General features: G+C 64.2%; 16 protein-coding genes. 10 read left to right on the top strand and 6 right to left on the bottom strand.

Features of this window, described 5'->3' with window-relative positions:
* Positions 1 to 238 precede the first annotated feature (238 nt).
* From argS to CLU90_RS21995, 7 genes are read left to right on the top strand one after another with little or no spacing between them, the layout of a single operon-like run.
* Positions 239 to 1948, top strand: a complete 1710-nt coding sequence (gene argS / locus CLU90_RS22025; RefSeq protein ID WP_092716757.1) for an arginine--tRNA ligase — start codon at positions 239 to 241, stop codon at positions 1946 to 1948.
* Between the two features lie 20 nt (positions 1949 to 1968).
* Positions 1969 to 2688, top strand: coding sequence for an SPOR domain-containing protein (locus tag CLU90_RS22020; protein ID WP_092716755.1), 720 nt, complete (start codon positions 1969 to 1971; stop codon positions 2686 to 2688).
* Positions 2689 to 2697: 9 nt separating this feature from the next.
* Positions 2698 to 3369 (top strand): thiol:disulfide interchange protein DsbA/DsbL, encoded by a 672-nt coding sequence (locus CLU90_RS22015; protein WP_034749335.1) that lies wholly within the window; start codon positions 2698 to 2700, stop codon positions 3367 to 3369.
* Between the two features lie 37 nt (positions 3370 to 3406).
* Entirely contained in the window at positions 3407 to 4180 is a 774-nt protein-coding gene (locus CLU90_RS22010) for an SDR family oxidoreductase (RefSeq protein ID WP_092716753.1), read from the top strand.
* A 10-nt stretch (positions 4181 to 4190) separates the two neighbouring features.
* Positions 4191 to 4985, top strand: a complete 795-nt coding sequence (locus CLU90_RS22005; protein WP_092716751.1) for a biotin--[acetyl-CoA-carboxylase] ligase — start codon at positions 4191 to 4193, stop codon at positions 4983 to 4985.
* 4 nt (positions 4986 to 4989) lie between these two features.
* Entirely contained in the window at positions 4990 to 5748 is a 759-nt protein-coding gene (locus CLU90_RS22000; RefSeq protein WP_092716749.1) for a type III pantothenate kinase, read from the top strand.
* Positions 5742 to 6440 (top strand): SPOR domain-containing protein, encoded by a 699-nt coding sequence (locus CLU90_RS21995; protein WP_092716747.1) that lies wholly within the window; start codon positions 5742 to 5744, stop codon positions 6438 to 6440. Before CLU90_RS22000 ends, CLU90_RS21995 begins: the two co-directional genes overlap by 7 nt.
* 45 nt (positions 6441 to 6485) lie before the next feature.
* On the opposite strand, the gene CLU90_RS21990 is transcribed toward CLU90_RS21995, so the two are convergent.
* The 6 genes from CLU90_RS21990 to CLU90_RS21965 all read right to left on the bottom strand — a co-directional run bounded on the left by CLU90_RS21990 (position 6486) and on the right by CLU90_RS21965 (position 13370).
* Positions 6486 to 7538 (bottom strand): septal ring lytic transglycosylase RlpA family protein, encoded by a 1053-nt coding sequence (locus CLU90_RS21990; RefSeq protein ID WP_092716745.1) that lies wholly within the window; start codon positions 7536 to 7538, stop codon positions 6486 to 6488.
* Positions 7538 to 8653: a rod shape-determining protein RodA gene (gene rodA / locus CLU90_RS21985; protein ID WP_046683484.1), complete on the bottom strand. Its 1116-nt coding sequence runs from the start codon at positions 8651 to 8653 to the stop codon at positions 7538 to 7540. The genes CLU90_RS21990 and rodA overlap by 1 nt, the downstream gene beginning before the upstream one ends.
* 8 nt (positions 8654 to 8661) lie before the next feature.
* A complete protein-coding gene (gene mrdA / locus CLU90_RS21980; RefSeq protein ID WP_092716743.1) occupies positions 8662 to 10632 on the bottom strand; it encodes a penicillin-binding protein 2 in 1971 nt (656 codons plus the stop codon).
* Positions 10633 to 10644: 12 nt separating this feature from the next.
* Complete coding sequence (mreD, locus tag CLU90_RS21975) at positions 10645 to 11157, bottom strand: rod shape-determining protein MreD (protein WP_092716741.1); 513 nt, start codon at positions 11155 to 11157, stop codon at positions 10645 to 10647.
* Complete coding sequence (gene mreC / locus CLU90_RS21970; protein WP_100428906.1) at positions 11154 to 12218, bottom strand: rod shape-determining protein MreC; 1065 nt, start codon at positions 12216 to 12218, stop codon at positions 11154 to 11156. The genes mreD and mreC overlap by 4 nt, the downstream gene beginning before the upstream one ends.
* Positions 12219 to 12326: 108 nt before the next feature.
* Positions 12327 to 13370, bottom strand: a complete 1044-nt coding sequence (locus CLU90_RS21965) for a rod shape-determining protein (protein WP_010393186.1) — start codon at positions 13368 to 13370, stop codon at positions 12327 to 12329.
* A 351-nt stretch (positions 13371 to 13721) separates the two neighbouring features.
* Here CLU90_RS21965 and gatC point away from each other — a divergent pair, with 351 nt between their 5' ends.
* Genes gatC through gatB form a run of 3 tightly spaced genes read left to right on the top strand, consistent with a single transcriptional unit; the run spans position 13722 to position 17071 of the window.
* Entirely contained in the window at positions 13722 to 14024 is a 303-nt protein-coding gene (gene gatC, locus CLU90_RS21960) for an Asp-tRNA(Asn)/Glu-tRNA(Gln) amidotransferase subunit GatC (RefSeq protein WP_092716737.1), read from the top strand.
* 52 nt (positions 14025 to 14076) lie between these two features.
* Positions 14077 to 15561, top strand: a complete 1485-nt coding sequence (gatA, locus tag CLU90_RS21955) for an Asp-tRNA(Asn)/Glu-tRNA(Gln) amidotransferase subunit GatA (protein ID WP_092716735.1) — start codon at positions 14077 to 14079, stop codon at positions 15559 to 15561.
* Positions 15536 to 17071, top strand: a complete 1536-nt coding sequence (gene gatB, locus CLU90_RS21950; RefSeq protein ID WP_269800063.1) for an Asp-tRNA(Asn)/Glu-tRNA(Gln) amidotransferase subunit GatB — start codon at positions 15536 to 15538, stop codon at positions 17069 to 17071. The genes gatA and gatB overlap by 26 nt, the downstream gene beginning before the upstream one ends.
* Positions 17072 to 17075: the final 4 nt, after the last annotated feature.

Genomic DNA, 17075 nt, shown 5'->3' with positions numbered 1-17075 from the left:
AAAAACTGCATATATACAAGCAGAATGCGCCATGCTGATGTTTTCGTGCACCAACATGGGCATGCTGTCCTGATAATATCGTGAAACACGCCGGCACGGGAACACTGCCGGCTGGCGTATTGTTCCCGGCGGCAAACCAGTATAATTAACGCAGTCTGGGCGGCAATGTCATGGCCGTCCGTTTTGCTTTTCGATACATTCTATTCATTCTTAACGCGGTTCCACCGCCATCCTGCTCATGCTCGCCCAACAGAAACAAGAAATCATCGCCCTGTTCCAGGCCGCCCTCGCTCCAGTCCTGGCCGGCACTACGCTCGAGCCTACCGTGGTGCTCGAGCGACCACGCGATGCATCGCATGGCGACGTCGCCTGCAATATCGCCATGCAACTGGCCAAGCAGCTGAAACAGAATCCCCGCGAACTGGCGCAAACCATCGTGACGGCCGTACTGGCCAATCCGGCCGGCAAGGGCCTCGTCGAGGCAGTGGAAATCGCCGGTCCCGGCTTCATCAACGTACGCGTGTCCGCCGCCGCCAAGCAGGCCGTGGTGAAAACCATCCTGAGCGAAGCCGACGGCTATGGCCGCAGCGCTGCAGGCGCCGGCAAGCAAGTGATCCTGGAATTCGTGTCGGCCAACCCGACCGGTCCGCTGCACGTGGGCCACGGCCGCCAGGCAGCCCTGGGCGACGCCCTGTCCTCGCTGTTCGACGCGCAAGGCTACCAAGTGACGCGCGAGTTCTATTACAACGACGCGGGCGTGCAGATCCAGACCCTGGCCAACTCCGTGCAGGCGCGCGCGCGCGGCTTCAAGCCCGGCGACGCCGAATGGCCCGAGTCCGCCTACAACGGCGACTACATCGCCGACATCGCCAACGACTTCAAGGCCGGCAAGACCGTCTCGGCCAGCGATGGCCAGCCTGCCACGGCCAATGGCAACGTGGAAGACATCGATTCGATCCGCCCGTTTGCCGTCACCTATCTGCGCAACGAGCAGGACATCGACTTGCAGGCCTTCGGCGTGAAGTTCGACAATTACTACCTGGAATCGTCGCTGTACGCGGACGGCAAGGTCAACAGCGCCGTCGACACCCTGATCAAGGCGGGCCACACCTACGAGCAGGATGGCGCGCTGTGGCTGCGCACCACCGACTTCGGCGACGACAAGGACCGCGTGATGCGCAAGACGGATGGCACCTACACGTATTTCGTGCCGGACGTGGCCTATCACTTGGTGAAATGGCAGCGCGGCTTCGTGCAGGCCATCAATATCCAGGGCAGCGACCACCACGGCACCATCGCGCGCGTGCGCGCCGGCCTGCAGGCGGTCGACATGGGCATCCCGCAAGGCTACCCCGACTACGTGCTGCACAAGATGGTCACCGTCATGAAGGACGGCGAAGAGGTCAAGATCTCGAAGCGCGCCGGCTCCTACGTGACCGTGCGCGACCTGATCGAATGGTCGGGCGGCGGCGACATCGCCAAGGGCCGCGACGCCGTGCGCTTCTTCCTGATCTCGCGCAAGGCCGACACGGAATTCGTCTTCGACGTCGACGTGGCGCTGAAAACCACCGATGAAAATCCCGTCTATTACGTGCAGTATGCGCATGCGCGCATCTGCCGCATCCTGGAAAACTGGGGCGGCGATGCAAGCACTGTCGCCAACGTCGACCTTTCTCCACTGACGGCGCCGACCGAAGCGACCCTGCTGGCGACCCTGGCCGCCTACCCGGAAATGCTGGCGCGCGCGCAAGCGGAACTGGGACCGCACCAAGTCGCCTTCTACCTGCGCGACCTGGCCGCCAACCTGCACAGCTTCTACTTCGCCGAAAAAGTACTGGTCGAGGACGAAGCCGTCAAGATGGCCCGTCTGGCTCTCGTCATCGCCGCGCGCCAGGTACTGCGCAACGGCCTGGCACTGATCGGCGTGTCCGCGCCAAACAAAATGTAATCGCGAAGGTCAAACCGTCAATGAGTCACGCTTCCCCTAATGTTTCCCGCTTCTCTTCGACCCGGCGCCAGCAGGGCAATACCCTGGTCGGCATCATCATCGGCCTGGTCATCGGCCTGGGCATCGCCGTCGTGGTCGCCCTGGTGATCACCAAGGGCGCCTCGCCGTTCACCGACAAGTCGGGCAAGGCCGGCAAATCGGCCGAACCGACGGCCGGCCAGATCGCCGACCCGAACAAGCCGATGTACGGCAACAAGGAAGCGGCCAAGGAAGCGGCGCGCGACTTCTCCAAGGAGCCTCGCGAGATCGTCACGCCGACGCAGCCGGCCGCACCGGCGCCAGCGCCCGCTCCAGCGCAGCAGCCGAAGGCGCCGCCACCGGACGCGCTGCAGGAATTGATCGGTACGTTGAAAGACAAGCCGGCGCCGAAAACGCCGGCCGCGGCACCCGCGCCGCAAGCGAAGGCCGACGTGAAAGAGGCCAAGGCCGATGCAGCCAGCGACAAATGGATTTATTATCTGCAGGCCGGCGCCTTCCACGACATGTCGGATGCCGAAAGCACGCGCGGCAAACTGGCGCTGCTCGGCTTCGAAGCGGCCATCAGCGACCGCAGCACCGATGCCGGCGTGCTGCACCGCGTGCGCATCGGGCCGTTCAACCAGCTCGAAGCGATGAACCGCGCGCGCACCAAACTGTCTGAAAACGGCATCGATGTCGCCGTCGTCCGTAACCAAAAATAAGGAACCAGCATGCGTTTTCTGAAGAACATCCTGATCGCCGCCGCACTGTGCACGGCCGCCATGGGCGCATCGGCCTCGCCGGCCGACCCGAAGAACGGCGTCGAGTACGAAACCCTGCCTACGCCGCAGGCGACGGAATCGGGCAAGAAGATCGAAGTGACGGAGTTCTTCGCCTATTACTGCCCGCATTGCAACGTGCTCGAACCGCAACTGGCGGCCTGGGTCAAGAAACAGGGCGACAACATCGTCTTCAAGCGCGTGCACGTGTCGCGCGACGAGAGCGTGGCGCCGCAGCAGCGGCTGTTCTTCACCCTGCAAGCCATGGGCCTGGTCGACAAGCTGCACACCAGCGTCTTCCACGCCATGCACGTGGAACGCAACCGTCTGAACACCGACGACGCCGTCTTCGACTTCGTCGCCAAGCAGGGCGTGGATCGCCAGAAGTTCATCGACACCTACCGTTCCATGGGCATCTCGGCCCGCGTGCGCCGCGCGGACGCCATGATGCAAGGCTATAACGTGACGTTCTGGCCCATGATCGCCATCGATGGCCGCTACATCACGTCGCCTTCGCAAGCCGACCAGGGCAGCAAGTCGGCCAAGAACGAAGAGCAGCTGAACGCCCAGGCGCTCACCGTGATGGACGTGCTGGTCGCGAAAGCCAAAGCGGAAAAGAAATAAGCATGGCCACTTCCCTGGCGCGCCCGGGCATCGCCTGATGCAACGCGTGCTTTACAGCGTATTCATCACGGGCGCGTCGAGCGGACTGGGCGCCGCCCTGGCGCTGCGGTACGCGCACCAGGGCGCCCAGCTGGGCTTGCTGGCCCGCCGCGGCGACACCCTGCAGCAACTGATCGCTTCCCTGCCCCACCCTGAACGCCACCGCGCCTACGCCGTCGACGTGTGCGACCACGCCGCCCTGAAAAGCGCGGCCGATGACTTCATCGCCCATGCCGGCGGCATCGACGTCGTCATCGCCAGCGCCGGCGTATCCTACGGCACCCTGAGCGAACACGCGGAAGACCTGGACGCCTTCGCGCGCCTGATCGCCATCAACGTCACGGCCACCGTCGCCACCTTCGCGCCCTTCATCGCCGCCATGAAAAACCAGGGCAGCGGGCGCCTGGTGGGCATCGGCAGCGTGGCCGGCATCCGCGGCCTGCCCGGCGCCGAAGCCTACAGCGCCTCGAAGGCGGCCGTCATCAGCTACTGCGAATCGCTGCGCCTGGAATTGAAACCGGCCGGCATCAAGGTCGTCACCATCACGCCCGGCTACATCGACACGCCGATGACGCGCCACAATGCCTACCGCATGCCCTTTTTGATGCCGGCCGAAAAATTCGCCGCACGCGCCGCGCGCGCCATCGCCGACGGCGACAGCTACCGCGTGATCCCGTGGCAGATGGGCGTCGTCGCCAAGCTGCTGCGCGCGCTGCCCAATGCCGTGTACGACCGGGCCTTCGCGAATGCGCCGCACAAGGCACGCAACTGAACTGACCATCATGACGAAGCACTCAGACTTGAACAGCGCGGCCATCGCCGCCCATTGCGCCACGGGCGCCTCCCATGTGGCCATCGAAGTGGTCGACGAAACGGGATCGACCAACGCCGACCTGCTGGCGCGCTGCGCCACCCTGGCCGGCCCCACCCTGCGTATCGCCGGCCAGCAGACGGCCGGACGGGGGCGCGCCGGACGGCCGTGGGTGTCGCAGCCGGACGCCAGCCTGATGTTCTCGCTGGCCTGGCGTTTCAAGGGACCGCTGCACCAGCTGGTGGGATTGCCGCTGGCCGTCGGCGTGGCGCTGGCCGAAACCATGTCCTCGCTGGGCGTGCCGGTGCAGCTGAAGTGGCCGAACGACCTGCTCAAGGATGGCCATAAACTGGCCGGCATCCTCGTCGAGACGCAGCAGGCGGCCGATGGTGCCGTGTGGGCCGTGATCGGCTGCGGCATCAATCTGCTGATGCCCGATGCGCTGGAACGGCAGATCGGGCGCAGCGTCTCGGCCGTGCCCTGGCTGGCGCAGATGGAGCGCAATACCCTGGTGGCGGCCCTCTTGAGCCGCCTGGCCGGCGTGCTGGCCGAATTCGACGACACGGGCTTTGCGCCGTTCACGGAGCGCTGGAATCTGCTGCACGCGTGGCAGGGCCAGCACGTGAAAATCCTCGACAACGGCCAGTTGCTGCAGCAAGGCGTGGCGGCCGGCGTGGATCACCTGGGCCGCCTGCTGCTGCGTACCGATGGCGGCCTGCAGGAAGTCGTGTCCGGCGACGTATCCTTGCGCCTGCTGGGGGAGTAAGCGCATGCTGCTGCTGATCGACGCCGGCAATACGCGCATCAAATGGGCACTCGTGGCCCCCGATAGTGCCGCCGGCGGCTGGCTGGCCAGCGGCGCCGTCGCACATGCGCAGATCGACACCCTGGCCGCGCAGTGGGCGCCACTGGCCATCCATGAAGCGCTGCTGTCGAACGTGGCCGGCGCCAATATCGGCACGCGCCTGCGCGCCATGCTGCCCGTCGCCGCCCGCGACTTTGTCTCGCTGCCGCAGCTGGCGGGCCTGACAAATGGCTACCGCGCGCCGTCGCAGCTGGGCTGCGACCGCTTTGCCGCCGCCATCGGCGCGCAGGCGCTGGCGCCGGGCCAGGCCGTCATCGTCGCCAATTGCGGCACCGCCACCACCATCGACGCCGTCACGGCAGATGGCGTTTTCCTCGGCGGGATGATCTTGCCGGGACTGGGACTGATGGCCAGTTCGCTGGCGCGCAACACGGCGCAGCTGCCGCAAATCGCCAGCGACGCCGCCCTGCCGGCCGGCTTTGCCGACAACACGGACGACGCCATCCTTTCGGGCTGCCTGGCGGCCCAGGCGGGCGCCATCGAACGGGCCGTGCGCATGCACGGCGCCAGCGCCTGCCTGCTGTCGGGCGGCGCCGCGCCGCGCATCGCGCCGGCCCTGGCGCTGGCGGTACCGCTGCACCTGGTCGACAATATCGTCATGCTCGGCCTGCAGGCGGCCGCGCGCGCCGGGGCCGCAGGAACACAAGGAAACCACGTATGCTGAAATTCGTCTTCTGGCTGCTGGCCGGCGTCAACCTGCTGGTGCTGGCCATCGGCCAGGGTTATCTGGGCAGTTTTCGCACCGAGACGCGCGAGCCGGCACGCCTGAAAAACCAGCTGCAGGCCGGCAAGCTCACCTTGCTGACGCAGGAGCAGGCCACGGCGCCCGCCGCGCCGCCAGCGGCCGACCAGGCGGCGAAGCCGGCAGCGGCAGCACCTGCGGCGCCGACATCGTACGCGTGCACGGAAGTGGGCAATTTCCTGCTGGCCGATGGCCGCCGCTTCGAAGCGCAAGTGGCCGCGCTGGACCTGGGCGACCGCCAATCGCGCCGCAACGTGGCCGGCCAGGATATCTCCAGCTACATGGTGTACATCCCGCCGCAGGGCAGCAAGGAAGGCGCCGACCGCAAGGCCGGCGAATTGAAGCAGCTGGGCGTGACGAACTATTTCATCATGAACGAAAGCAGCCCGCTGCGCTGGGGCATTTCACTGGGTGTATTCAAGTCGGAAACGAGCGCGCAGAACCAGCTGGCATCGCTCAACAAGCAAGGCGTGCACAGCGCCCGGGTCGCGCCGCGCTACAGCGCCAGCAAGCAGTTCGCTTACCAGTTCCGCGACCTCGACGCCGCCACGCGCGCGCGGCTAGAAAAAATCAAGGCGCAGTTTCCGGAGCAGGAACTGCGCTCCTGTAAATGACAATCGCGTCGGATTACGGCGCCTTGCGCCTCATCCGACCTACGCTTATCTTTCGATGACGATCGGTTTGACACCCGCCGACGCCGGCAGGCTGGCCGCCGCGCGCGCCGCATCGGCGCGGCTCGTGAACGGTCCGCCGTACAGGCGGAACAAGGGACCGGCCGGCACCACATCGAGATGGCCCAGCGTTTGCGCATACGGCGCCAGTTGCGCGCGGCCCGCTTCCGCATTGTCCGCACGCGAATAGGCGCCCAGCTGCAGGTAGAAGCCGGTGGCCAGCGCCGCTGGCGCGGGCGCGGCCACGGTGGCATCGACCGCTGACAGCGCAGTGATTTCAGGCTGCACCACGGCGCGCATTTCCGGTTCGCTGTCGGCCGGCGTATCGATCGACCTGGCCACCACCGACGGCACCGGCTTCGGCGCCGCGCGCGCCGCCAGGATGGCGTCGATATCGGCCGGCAGCAGCCGTTCGACGACCACCTGGTGGCTGCCCTTGCCGAGGAAGCCCAGTTTCAGCGCCGCCGTGTAGGACACGTCGATGACGCGCGTGGCGTGGAACGGGCCGCGGTCGTTGATGCGCACGATCACCTGCTGGCCGCTGTCGATGCTCGTCACGCGCGCATACGACGGAATCGGCAAGGTCGGATGGGCCGCCGTCATCTTGTACATATCGTAGATTTCGCCCGACGAGGTGCGCTGGCCGTGGAATTTCTTGCCATACCAGGTGCCCGTGCCCGTCTGCTTGAACGGCTCGTTGTCGGTGATCGGGGTGTAGGTCTTGCCGAAGACGACGTAGGGGCGGTTCGAGCGTGTCGAATACGGCTCGTTGCGCACTTCCGCGTCGGGCACGTCGCGCAGGTTGGCCGGCGGATTGTCGCCCGGACCGTCATCCTTGTAGTAGCCGCCGCGCCCGGAGCCGGCCGCCGGCAATGCCGGCAAGGTGGGATCCTGGCGCACGGGCACCTTGACCTTGCCGCCGGACGGCAGCGGCACGTTATGCGATGCGGGCTTTTGCGGCGTGGTGCCGCAGGCGGCCAGGGTCAGCAAAGCGGCCAAGCTCAGCCCGCGCATGGCGAAGGTGTCGAAAGGCGCCCGCATCAGGTTTGCACCAGCTTGCGGTGGCGCTGAATGCTCATCAGGATGCCGGTGGCCACGCCCAGGGTCAGCAGCGCGGTGCCGCCATAACTGAGGAATGGAAGGGGCACGCCGACCACCGGCACGATGCCGCTGACCATGCCCATGTTTACAAAGGCGTAAGTAAAGAAAATCATAGTTATCGCTCCTGCCAGCAGGCGAGTGAAAAAACTGGGGGCGTTGGCGGCGATCATCATCCCCCGTCCCACCAGCAGCAAATACATCAGCATCAGGATCAAATTACCGACCAGGCCGAATTCCTCGGAATATACGGCAAAAATAAAATCGGTCGTGCGCTCCGGAACGAATTCCAGGTGCGCCTGCGTGCCATGCGTCCAGCCCTTGCCCGTCATGCCGCCGGAACCGATGGCGATGATGGACTGGATGATATGGAAGCCCTTGCCCAGCGGGTCTTTGGTCGGGTCGATCAGCATCATCACGCGGTCGCGCTGGTAATCATGCAGGTGCGACCAGGCGATCGGCAGGCAGGACACAAAGGTGATCAGCAAGCCGGCCAGCACCTTCCACGACAGGCCGGCCAGGAAGATGACGGTAAAGCCGGCCGCCACCACCAGCAGCGCCGTGCCCAGGTCGGGCTGGCGCGCGATCAGGTACACGGGCACCAGCAGCAGCACGGCCGCCATCAGGAACGATTTCCAGCGCAGGGCGCCCGCATTGTGCTGGAAGAACCAGGCCAGCATCAGCGGCGTGGCGATCTTCAGGAATTCGGAGGGCTGGATATCGATCACGCCGATATGCAGCCAGCGCCGGGCGCCGAGCTTGATGGTGCCGAACAGCGCCACGGCCACCAGCAGGATCACCGATACCGTGTACGCGGGCACGGCGATGCGCATCATCATCTGCGGCGTGATATTGGCCGCCACCCACATGACGAAAAAGCACAGCAGGATGTTGCGCAGATGGTCCTCGATCTTGCCGGGGATGCCGATGCTGGCCGAATACAGGGTCAGCAGGCTGGTACACAGCAGCATCAGGATGATGATCATCAGCGGCGGATCGAACACCGCCAGATAGGGTTTGGCGCGCCGCCACAGCGAGCGCCTCTCGTTAATGGGCATGTGCTTCCTTATTGCCTGGCAGGAGCCGCCGGGGCGGCCTGCTCGTCCGTGATTTCTTCCAGGGTGCGCACTTCGTCGACATCTTCCTTGGGCACCTTGGTCGTGTCCTTTTCCTTGTCGCTCGGGCGCTTGCCCAGCAGGTAGTAATCGAGCGCCTTGCGCGCGATCGGCGCGGCCACGCCGGCGCCGAAGCCCGCGTTTTCCACCACGATCGCGATCGCGATGCGCGGCTTGTCGGCCGGCGCGAAGGCCGTAAACAAGGCGTTGTCGCGCAGGCGCTCGGCCAGCAGCTTGGCATTGTACTTCTCGTTTTTCTTGATGCCCACCACCTGCGCCGTACCCGTCTTGCCGCCCACCGTGTACTGCACGCCGGTGAAGATGCGCGCGGCCGTGCCGCCCGCCTCGCTGGTCACGCCCACCATGGCGCGCTTGATGATGTCGATGTTTTCCTGCTTGAGCGCGATGCGGTAGCTTTCCTTGGGCACCGTCAGGGTGCGCGCGCGCGTGGCGGCGTCCTCGATGATTTTTACCAGATGCGGCTTCATCACCACGCCATTGTTCGCCAGGTTGGCCGTCGCGTGGGCGATCTGCAGCGGCGTGTAGGAATTGTAGCCCGAGCCGTTACTCACCGAAATCGTGTCGCCGCCCACCCATTTTTTCTGCTGCGGCGTCTTGAAGCGGTTGCGCTTCCATTCCATCGACGGCAGCACGCCCGTCTTTTCGTTATTCAGGTCGATGCCCGTCAGCTGGCCGAAACCGAACGGCTTCATGAAGTCGTGAATGGCGTCGATGCCCATGTCGCGGCCCAGCTGATAGTAATAGGTGTTGCACGAGACGACGATGGATTTGTGCATGTCCACCGTGCCATGACCGCCCACCTTGTCATCGCGGAAGGTGTGGCCACCCAAGATGAAGAAACCGGGATCGGAAATCGACTGGCTCGGCGTGCGCTTGCCCAATTCCAGCGCGGCCAGCGCCATGAAGGGCTTGAAGGTCGAGCCGGGCGCATAGGTGCCGGACAGGGGACGGTTGACCATCGGCCGGTCCAGCGAGGTATTGAGTTCGTTCCAGCTTTGCTGGTCGATGCCGTCGACGAACAGATTCGGGTCGTAGCCGGGCTTGGACACGTAGGCGAGGATGTCGCCCGTGGCCGGGTCGATGGCGACGGCCGCGCCGCGCCATTCGCCGAACGCTTCCTCGACCACTTTTTGCAGTTCGATGTCGATCGACAGGATCAGGTTATTGCCGGGCGTGGCCGCCGTGCGCGACAGGGTGCGCATGGCGCGCCCGCCGGCAGACACTTCCACCTCTTCGTAGCCGGTGGTGCCGTGCAGCTGCTTCTCGTAGCTTTTTTCCAGGCCTTCCTTGCCGATATGGTCGGTGCCGTTATAGTTGGCCGCGTCCTCGCCCTCTTCCAGCGCCTTGGCTTCGTTGCGGTTGATGCGGCCGATGAAGCCCACCACGTGCGAAGCCACCTCGCCCATCGGATACTGGCGGAACAAGCGCGCCTGCACTTCCACGCCGGGGAAGCGGAAACGGTGCGCCGTGAAGCGCGCCACTTCCTCGTCCGTCAGGCGCGTGCGCAGGGGCACGCTGACGAAATTCTTCGATTCTTCCAGCAGCTTCTTGAAGCGGCGGCGGTCCTTGATGTCGATCTGCACCAGGGTCGACAACTCGTCGATCACGGAGTCGAGGCTGGCACTGAGCTTCGATGGCGTCACTTCCAGCGTGTAGGCCGAGTAATTGCGCGCCAATACGACGCCATTGCGGTCGAGGATCAGGCCGCGCGTGGGCACGATGGGCACCACGGCGATGCGGTTGTCCTCGGCCTTGGTCGCATAGTCTTCGTGCTTGATCACCTGCAGCCAGATGAAGCGCGCCAGCAGCAGCGAAAAGCAGACAAACACGAGCGCGCCCAGGACGGTCAGGCGCATCCGGAAGAAATGCAGTTCGCGCTCGTTATTCTTCAGTTCAGTCATGGCAGGCGCTCGTCAGATCGGCCGGTTATGGTCGCGGTCCACGGCGCGGCGCTGTGGCGCCAGCAGAATCCACGTCACGAAAGGCCACAGGGCGACGGCGACGAAGCTCTCGATGAAATTGAGCCAGCCGGGGAAGCGGCCCGAGACGATCAATCGCGTCAGCAATTGCAGCGCCTGCGTCAGCAGCAGCAGCGGCAGCACGTGCAGCGCCTGGGTCATGATGGGGAACCACAGCACGCGCCGGTGCATCATGATGGCGAAATACGACAGCAGGGTGTAGGCCAGCGCGTTCTCGCCCAGCAGGGTCGAGTCGTGCACGTCCATCATCAGGCCCATGAAGAAGGCCACGCCGATGCCGACCTTGCGCGGCTGGTGGATGCCCCAGAAGACCAGCACCAGGGCGACGAAATCGGGCACGCCGACGAACTGCCCCCATGGCAGCAAATTCAGCAGGAATGCGCACAGCAGGGAAAAGCCGATGAACAGGGGGCTGACCGGCAGCAGGATGTAATGCGGGCGGTTCATCGTGTCGCTTCCTTCGGTGGCACGGCGGCAGGTGTTGGTACGGGCGTTGCTGTCGGTGCAGCCGGTTTCGGCGCGGGGCTGGCAGGCGGTTTCGCTGCCGGTGCGGCGGGCGCGTTGGCGGGCGCGGCAGCGGCAGCGGCTTCCTTGGCAGGGTCCTTGATCGGCGCCATCTTGCCGGCGATCTTGCGGCCCGTCTTGACGTCTTCGGCGGGCGGGCGCGGCGGAATCTCGGGCGACGTCATCAGGATGAGCAACTGGGTATTGCGTTCGATGCCGGCCAGCGGCTGGCACACGACGCGGCCGAACGGGCCGTGCGCATTGCGCTCGACCAGGGTTACGCGCGCCACGGCCAGGCCGGCCGGATACAGGCCGTCGAGACCCGAGGTGATGACGATGTCGCCAATCTGGATGTCGGCGCTGGGGGCCGTGAAGCGCAGTTCCATGGTGCCGGACTTGCCGCGCCCGATGGCCACGCTGCGCACGCCATTGCGCAGCAGCTGCACGGGAATGGCCTGCTCTTCATCGGTCAAGAGCGTCACTTCGGAAGTGAACGGGAACACGCGCGTGACCTGCCCCACCACGCCCAGGTTGTCGATCACGGGGCGGCCCAGTTCCACGCCATTCTGGATGCCGCGATCGAGCACGATCTTGCGCGTGGCCGAATCGCGCGTGTCGTACAGCACTTCGGCCATCAAGGTCTTGACGGGCACGCGCTCGCGCGCTTCCATCAGCTTGCGCAAGTGATTGTTTTCAACGATGTTGAGCTGCGCCTGCTGCAGGATCTGCGCCGAGGCGATCTGTTCGTGCTTCAGGTCGCGCACCTGTTTTTCCAGGGCGGACAGCGAAGAAAAGTAGTTGCCGACGCCAAGCGCCACGTCGCGCGGCACCAGGGCCGCCATCTGCACCGGATACAGCACTGTGCCGACTGCCTGGCGCACGGCGGTCAGCGCGTGCATGCGCGAATCGACCAGCAGCAGGGCGATAGAAATGCCGGCGAACACCATCATCTTGACGCGGGCGGAGGCGCCTTGTTTGAAAAGTGGCGGAGGACTGTATTCCATGACTTCCAATGATCAGGCCAGGCGCAGTGCGCCAACGTGCAGGCCCCGGTCAAACGCCGGCGCCAAAACCAAAAAAAGGCCGGAATGGTTTCCGGCCCTTCTGTCAGATTATTCGTAGGAGAAGATCGAGCCGAGCTTGTCCATACGTTCCAGTGCCATCCCGGAACCGCGCACCACGCAGGTGAGCGGGTCCTCGGCCACCAGCACCGGCAGGCCGGTTTCCTCCATCAGCAGGCGGTCCAGGTCGCGCAGCAGTGCGCCGCCGCCCGTCAGCATCATGCCTTTCTCGGCGATGTCGGCGCCCAGTTCCGGTGGCGTCTGTTCCAGCGCGTTTTTCACGGCCGAGACGATGTTGTTCAGCGGGTCGGTCAGCGCTTCGAGGATCTCGTTGCTGGAGATGGTGAACGAACGCGGGATGCCTTCGGACAGATTGCGGCCCTTGACTTCCATTTCCTTCACTTCCGAACCAGGGAAAGCCGAACCGATGGCCTTCTTGATGGCTTCGGCCGTCTGTTCGCCGATCAGCATGCCGTAGTTGCGGCGGATGTAGTTGACGATGGCTTCATCGAACTTGTCGCCGCCGACGCGCACGGAACCCTTGTAGACCATGCCGCCCAGCGAGATGATGCCCACTTCCGTGGTACCGCCGCCGATGTCGACCACCATCGAGCCGGTCGCTTCGGACACGGGCAAGCCCGCGCCGATGGCCGCGGCCATCGGTTCTTCGATCAGGTACACCTGCGATGCGCCGGCGCCCAGGGCCGATTCGCGGATCGCGCGGCGTTCGACCTGCGTCGAACCGCACGGCACGCAAATGATGATGCGCGGCGATGGACGGAAGAATTTCGAGTCGTGCACCATGCGGATGAATTGCTTGAGCATTTGCTCGGTCACGGTGAAGTCGGCGATCACGCCATCTTTCATCGGACGAATCGCTTCGATATTGCCCGGCACCTTGCCCAGCATCTGCTTGGCTTCCTTGCCGACTGCCTGAATGGTCTTCTTGCCATTCGGACCGCCTTCCTGGCGGATGGCGACGACGGATGGCTCGTCCAGGACGATACCGAGGCCGCGTACATAAATAAGGGTGTTGGCCGTGCCCAAGTCAATGGCCAGATCGGTGGAGATATACCTGCGTAAAAAACCAAACATGAGTGTCCTGTAGCGCATCGAGCTGCGCAAAAGCTGTTTATGGGGAGTTTCAAAGCGGGCGCTTTCAGGCACCCTGAAAATCCGTGGAGGCGATTTTTTCGGGTTTCGCTTGGCGCTTGCGCAATCTTTTCTATGCTGCGGCAGCGGTCCATCAGCGCCGGCAACGCATTAACCCGCCATTCTACCTTATAATTTGAATGCGATTTGCCCAAAAACCATGGAAAAGTGCGACTCTTGCAGCCGCAAGTTACGCGGCATTCCTCGATTTTTGTGAGCAAAATAGCAGTAAATACCCGCGTTTTATCAAAACGCCAACTTAATACTAATGCGCGGCACTCCGCGCCATTCGCCATGTCCCTGACACTCTCCGATGTAAAACGCATTGCCCACCTGGCACAACTTGACATGGCCGACGACCAGGCCGTCACCTCTTTGGCCCAATTGAACAAGATTTTTGCACTGGCCGAACAAATGCAAGCCGTCAATACCGATGGCGTGGCGCCCCTGAGCCACCCGCTGGCCGCCCACATGGACAATATCGCCCTGCGCCTGCGCGAAGACCAGGCCACGGAACAGAACCGCCGCGACGCCTACCAGGCCGTGGCGCCGAAGGTACAGGATGGCCTGTATCTCGTGCCAAAAGTGATCGAGTAACTGCGCCGCTCCATGCTGTTGCCTTCCCGTCGAATATCAAAATAGAAACGCCATGCATACAAAATCCATCAAACAGCTGTCCACGCTTTTGCAGAACAAGGAAATTTCCGCCGTTGCGCTGGCGACGCATTTCCTCGACCGCATCGAAGCGGACAAGTCGAACGCCTTCTTGCACGTCGACCGTGCCCTGACCCTGGCGCAAGCGGCCGAAGCGGACGCCCGCATCGCCGCCGGCACGGCCACGCCATTGACGGGCGTGCCCATCGCACACAAGGACTTGTTCGTCACCAAAGGCTGGCGCACGACGGCCGGCTCGAAAATGCTGGCCAACTACGCCAGCCCGTTTGACGCCACCGTCGTGGAAAAATTCCAGGCGGCCGGCATGGTCACCCTGGGCAAGGTCAATTGCGACGAATTTGCCATGGGCTCGGGCAATGAGAACTCGGCCTTCGGCGCCGTGCGGAACCCGTGGGACAAGAACGCCGTGCCGGGCGGCTCGTCCGGTGGCTCGGCCGCCGCCGTGGCGGCCGGCCTGACGCCGGCGGCCACCGGCACCGACACGGGCGGCTCGATCCGCCAGCCAGCCGCTTTTTGCGGCATCACCGGCATCAAGCCCACGTATGGCCGCGTCTCGCGCTTCGGCATGATCGCCTTTGCCTCGTCGCTGGACCAGGGCGGCCCGATGGCCCGCTCGGCCGAAGACTGCGCCCTGCTCTTGAGTGCCATGGCCGGCTTCGACGAACGCGACTCGACCAGCCTGTCGCCGGAACAGGGCGGCGTGGCGGAAGATTTTTCGCGCGAGCTGGGCCAGCCCCTGACGGGCCTGCGCATCGGCGTGCCGCGCGAGTACTTCGGCGAGGGCCTGGCCAAGGACGTGGAAGCGGCCGTGCGCGGCGCGCTGGCGCAGTATGAAAAGCTGGGCGCCACCCTGGTCGACATCTCGCTGCCGAACACGGCCCTGTCGATTCCAGCCTATTACATGATCGCCCCGGCCGAAGCGTCGTCGAACCTGTCGCGCTACGACGGCGTGCGCTACGGCCACCGCGCCGCCGAGTACAAGGACTTGCAGGACATGTACAAGAAGTCGCGCGCCCAGGGCTTCGGTCCCGAAGTGCAGCGCCGCATCATGGTCGGCACCTATGTGCTGTGCCACGGCTATTACGACGCCTATTATCTGAAAGCGCAAAAGATCCGCCGCCTGATCGCGCAGGATTTCGAGGCCGTCCTGAATGGCCCGAACGCCGTCTGCGACGTCATCATGGGACCGGTCGCGCCGACCGTGGCCTGGGACCTGGGCGACAAGACGGACGACCCGGTGGCGAACTACCTGGCCGACATCTACACCCTGTCGACCAGCCTGGCCGGCCTGCCCGGCATGTCGATCCCTTGCGGCTTCGGCGAAGGCGAGAAAAACGGCAAGCGCCCTGTCGGCCTGCAAATCATCGGCAATTATTTTGGCGAAGCCAAGCTGCTGAACGTCGCCCACCAGTTCCAGCAAGTGACGGACTGGCATACGCGCAGCCCGGCCGGTATCTAAGAACAAACGCGCCGCCACTGGCGGCGCCACCAAATTAAGCGAGAACACTATGCAATGGGAAGTCGTCATCGGTCTTGAGAACCACGTGCAGCTCACGACCGAATCCAAAATTTTCAGCGGTTCGCCGATCAAGTACGGCGCCGAAGCCAACACGCAGGCGAGCCCCGTCGACCTGGCGCTGCCAGGCGTACTGCCCGTGATGAACAAGCAAGCCGTCGACCGCGCGATCCGTTTTGGCCTGGCCGTGGGCGCCACCGTGGCGCCGCACTCGGTCTTCGCGCGCAAAAACTATTTTTATCCGGATTCGCCGAAGGGCTACCAGATCAGCCAGTTCGAGGACCCCGTCGTCATCGGCGGCGCCCTGACCTTCGGCTACGAAAAGGATGGCGAATTCGTCACCAAGACCGTCAACCTGACGCGCGCACACCTGGAAGAAGACGCCGGTAAATCCCTGCACGAAGACTATGCGGGCATGAGCGGCATCGACTTGAACCGCGCCGGCACGCCGCTGCTGGAAATCGTCTCGGAACCGGAAATCCGCAGCGCCGCCGAAGCCGTGGCCTACGCCAAGGCCCTGCACTCGCTGGTCATGTGGCTGGGCGTTTGCGACGGCAACATGCAGGAAGGCTCGTTCCGCTGCGACGTCAACGTCTCCGTGCGCCCTGTCGGCCAGAAGGAATTCGGCACCCGCTGCGAAATCAAGAACCTGAACTCCTTCCGCTTCATCGAAGAAGCCGTGCACGTGGAAGTGCGCCGCCAGATCGAACTGATCGAAGACGGCGGCAAGGTCGTGCAAGCGACACGCCTGTACGATCCGGATCGCAAGGAAACGCGCGAAATGCGCAGCAAGGAAGACGCGCAGGATTACCGCTACTTCCCGGACCCTGACCTGCCGCCGCTGGTCATCTCGCAAGCGTGGATCGACACCGTCAAGGCCTCGATGCCGGAACTGCCGGCCGCCATGCGCGCCCGTTTCATCAGCGAATACGCGCTGCCGGACTACGATGCGCTGGTGCTGACGCAGTCGAAAGCCATGGCGACTTACTTCGTCGCCGTGGTCGACAAAGCCGGCAAGGAAAACGCCAAGGCCGCCGCCAACTGGCTGATGGGCGACGTGTCGTCGACCCTGAACCGCGAAGGCGTGGACCTGGACGACGCGCCCGTCTCCGCCGCGCAATTGGCCGCCATGCTCAAGCGCATCGCCGACGGCACCATCTCGAACAAGGCGGCGAAAGAAGTCTTCGCAGGCATGTGGGAAGCGAAGTCCGACGACGACAATCTCGTTGACACCATCATCGATGCCAAGGGCCTGAAACAGATCTCGGATACTGGCGCCCTGGAAGCCATCGTCGACGAAGTGCTGGCGGCCAACGCCAAGTCGGTGGAGCAGTACCGAGCCGGCAAGGAAGCAGCGATCAACGCGCTGATCGGCCAGGCGATGAAGGCATCCAAAGGCAAGGCCAACCCGGCCCAGCTGACGGAACTGCTGAAGGCCAAGCTGGCGGGCTGACCGT

This window comes from Janthinobacterium sp. 67, assembly GCF_002797895.1.
Taxonomy (GTDB): Bacteria; Pseudomonadota; Gammaproteobacteria; order Burkholderiales; family Burkholderiaceae_D; genus Janthinobacterium.
This window is presented reverse-complemented; position numbering and strand designations above follow the sequence as displayed.

Coding starts and splice junctions, on each gene's coding strand:
- CLU90_RS22000 (WP_092716749.1), top strand. CDS start 4,990: ATGCTGCTGCTGATCGACGCCGGCAATACGCGCATCAAATGGGCACTC.
- mreC (WP_100428906.1), bottom strand. CDS start 12,218: ATGGAATACAGTCCTCCGCCACTTTTCAAACAAGGCGCCTCCGCCCGC.
- argS (WP_092716757.1), top strand. CDS start 239: ATGCTCGCCCAACAGAAACAAGAAATCATCGCCCTGTTCCAGGCCGCC.
- CLU90_RS21995 (WP_092716747.1), top strand. CDS start 5,742: ATGCTGAAATTCGTCTTCTGGCTGCTGGCCGGCGTCAACCTGCTGGTG.
- mrdA (WP_092716743.1), bottom strand. CDS start 10,632: ATGACTGAACTGAAGAATAACGAGCGCGAACTGCATTTCTTCCGGATG.
- CLU90_RS22010 (WP_092716753.1), top strand. CDS start 3,407: ATGCAACGCGTGCTTTACAGCGTATTCATCACGGGCGCGTCGAGCGGA.
- CLU90_RS22005 (WP_092716751.1), top strand. CDS start 4,191: ATGACGAAGCACTCAGACTTGAACAGCGCGGCCATCGCCGCCCATTGC.
- CLU90_RS22020 (WP_092716755.1), top strand. CDS start 1,969: ATGAGTCACGCTTCCCCTAATGTTTCCCGCTTCTCTTCGACCCGGCGC.
- rodA (WP_046683484.1), bottom strand. CDS start 8,653: ATGCCCATTAACGAGAGGCGCTCGCTGTGGCGGCGCGCCAAACCCTAT.
- CLU90_RS21965 (WP_010393186.1), bottom strand. CDS start 13,370: ATGTTTGGTTTTTTACGCAGGTATATCTCCACCGATCTGGCCATTGAC.
- CLU90_RS21990 (WP_092716745.1), bottom strand. CDS start 7,538: ATGCGGGCGCCTTTCGACACCTTCGCCATGCGCGGGCTGAGCTTGGCC.
- gatA (WP_092716735.1), top strand. CDS start 14,077: ATGCATACAAAATCCATCAAACAGCTGTCCACGCTTTTGCAGAACAAG.
- mreD (WP_092716741.1), bottom strand. CDS start 11,157: ATGAACCGCCCGCATTACATCCTGCTGCCGGTCAGCCCCCTGTTCATC.
- gatC (WP_092716737.1), top strand. CDS start 13,722: ATGTCCCTGACACTCTCCGATGTAAAACGCATTGCCCACCTGGCACAA.
- CLU90_RS22015 (WP_034749335.1), top strand. CDS start 2,698: ATGCGTTTTCTGAAGAACATCCTGATCGCCGCCGCACTGTGCACGGCC.